Raw genomic sequence first — 2,758 nt, forward strand, 5'->3', positions numbered from 1 at the left:
TGGGGGCTCTGTCTTGATTAATCAATAGCAATGAAATATAAACCTAACAAGCATTTAAGGCTTCAAGATACTTTTTCTAATCCAATTTTGGCACGTTAGTATCCATACTCTAACGTGCTTTTGTCCAAAGACGTGTTGACGTCGATCTCGACAAACACGTCCTTGCCCCAAAGCAAGTTAGGAGGTGCCACAAAGATTAGCTTTGTCCAGATACTTTCTCATGTTAAATGTTTCTAATTCTGCATAGTTTAAAATTAGAATAATTGGATTTTTAGTTAGAAATCTCGTCTATGAATCTGAGATAAATCTTACTTTATTAATAAATTTAGTTATTTAACTTGCTGTTCCAAACAGGGTAGTGTTCATAATTCTGTGTCATTTCAGTAAAATATTCAAAAACAGGAATGACACATGACCCAACCTTTTAACTTCGAACAAGCCCTTAAAGATCTGCAGTCAGGTAAAAGCCTCACAGGTAAAGACAGCATTCTTGGTCCACTGATCAAGCAACTCACTGAAGCGGCTCTCCAGGCTGAGCTTGAGCAGCATTTAGCGCATGATCCTCTGCCTAATCGTAAAAATGGCAAAACCCCTAAGACCATTAAGCATCCGTCCGGTAACTTTGAGTTAGACACCCCTAGAGACCGCAATGGCACTTTTGAACCTCAGTTGATTAAGAAAAATCAAACTACGCTAACCGATGAAATCGAACGTAAAGTGTTATCGATGTTCAGTATAGGTATGAGCTATCGCGATATTAATCAACATGTTGAAGATATGTATGGGATCAATGTATCTAACGCAACAGTCAGTGCTATCACTGATAAACTCATCCCCGAACTTAAAGCGTGGCAACAGCGCCCATTAGATAGCCATTATCCTATCGTTTGGCTTGATGCGATACATTATAAAGTCAAAGAGGATGGGCGTTACGTCAGTAAAGCCGTTTACACATTGTTAGCGCTTAATATGAAAGGAAAAAAGGAAATTTTAGGGCTTCATTTATCCGAAAATGAAGGCGCTAATTACTGGCTATCCGTACTGACCGATCTTAATAATCGTGGTGTAAAAGATATTCTTATCGCCTGTGTTGACGGCTTGACCGGTTTCCCTGAGGCGATAGCCAGTATCTTCCCTAATACGGAAACACAGCTATGTGTTATCCACCAGATCCGCAACTCAATGAAGTATGTCGCCTCAAAACATCAGAAAGCGTTTATGGCTGATTTAAAGCCTGTGTATCGAGCCGTGAGTAAAGAAGCCGCAGAGATGGCATTGGACGAACTGGAGGCCAAATGGGGTGATGCTTATCCGCTGGTAATCAACTCTTGGCGTCGCAAATGGCATAATTTGTCCCATTATTTTAGGTACCCAGAACATATCAGGAAAGTGATTTACACGACCAATGCAGTTGAGGCGGTACATCGCCAATTTAGAAAGCTCACCAAAACCAAAGGTGCTTTTCCTAATGAAAATAGCTTGTTGAAGCTACTTTATGCAGGCATATTAAACGCCTCAGATAAATGGACCATGCCAATCCACAATTGGAGCCTTTGTTTATCTCAGTTAGCGATTTATTTTGAAGGGCGTTTAGATAGCGTGCTAGAAATTTAAAAATTAGCCTGACACAGAATTTTGAACGCCCTCCCAAACAGTGATTGAGAATATAGACGAAAAGACTATAAGGGTTTTTTCCGTCTATTAAATTGTTAGGTTTTTCGTCATAATGTTTTAATTAGGGATCTTTATGAAGCGTATTTTGGGTCTGTTTCTTTCGGCGTTATCTTTCATGGCTAATGCCGAACCTCTTGTTGTATATGACTCGTCGCGAGATCGTTCTATTCCTCTTGAGATTGGTTTACCACTATATCCCACGGTCTGTTCTCTGGAAAAGCAGTGCAATGTCGCATTCATAAGTGCCGGTAATCGAGTGCCTTTTCAAAAGTACAAATTCCTCTCTGACGCCTTGAATGAACTTGGGTATATGACGATCGCAGTAGACCACGAACTGCCGAATGACCCTCCGTTGTCGAAAACAGGTGATTTGTATCAGACACGTATAGAAAACTGGAGTCGAGGAGCACAGACTTTAGATTTTCTCCAAGAAGAATTAGCTTTGCGTTTTGCGTCGTATAATTTTAATAATTTAACTTTGGTTGGGCATTCTAACGGCGGCGACATTTCCACTTGGTTGAGTAATGAAAATAAAAGTTATATTTCCCAACTTATTACTTTAGACCATAAGAGAGTTACATTACCAAAAACAAGTAAAATCAGAGTTTTATCGCTTAGATCACCGGAGTACCCAACAAAGATTGGGATACTGCCGACAATAGAAGAACAACAGCTCTATGACAGTTGTATTGTTGAAATTCCTGCATCCAAACATATGGATTTTACGGACTATGGAACAAATGAGATGAAGCAAAAAACTATCCGCATTGTTGCTAGTTTCATTAAAGGAACTCCATGTATGTCCCTGAAAACCAAAACCTAACAAACGACTATGGTGTCAATAACTAATTTTTAGCAAAATTTTCATCCCACATGACGCCATCTCTTAGCATGACTTTACTAAGTGGTTTCTGTCCAAAAACATCACAACCTGAATTTTTACGCGTGGCATTTTTTAGCTCAAAAATGCCCCAAAAACATTTAGATTAAATACTCTGCACAATTGAGAGGACGTGCGTTTACCCTACTAAAACTTATTCGATTGAGTTGATAACTGTTCATTCTCGTCATTAGGCGACATCTT

Annotated in this window: 2 protein-coding genes; both read left to right on the plus strand. The window is 39.4% G+C overall.

Going from position 1 to position 2,758, the window contains the following annotated elements:
• Nucleotides 1-411: 411 nt before the first annotated feature.
• Nucleotides 412-1,614 carry an IS256-like element ISSod4 family transposase gene (locus HC723_RS16630; RefSeq protein WP_140929975.1) on the plus strand — a complete coding sequence of 401 codons (1,203 nt, stop codon included), beginning with the start codon at nucleotides 412-414 and terminating at the stop codon, nucleotides 1,612-1,614.
• Between the two features lie 133 nt (nucleotides 1,615-1,747).
• Nucleotides 1,748-2,497 (plus strand): alpha/beta hydrolase, encoded by a 750-nt coding sequence (locus tag HC723_RS16635; RefSeq protein WP_190339879.1) that lies wholly within the window; start codon nucleotides 1,748-1,750, stop codon nucleotides 2,495-2,497.
• Nucleotides 2,498-2,758 lie beyond the last annotated feature (261 nt).

This window comes from Vibrio sp. S11_S32 (genome assembly GCF_014694465.1).
GTDB classification, from domain to species: domain Bacteria; phylum Pseudomonadota; class Gammaproteobacteria; order Enterobacterales; family Vibrionaceae; genus Vibrio; species Vibrio algicola.

Coding starts and splice junctions, on each gene's coding strand:
- HC723_RS16630 (WP_140929975.1), top strand. CDS start 412: ATGACCCAACCTTTTAACTTCGAACAAGCCCTTAAAGATCTGCAGTCA.
- HC723_RS16635 (WP_190339879.1), top strand. CDS start 1,748: ATGAAGCGTATTTTGGGTCTGTTTCTTTCGGCGTTATCTTTCATGGCT.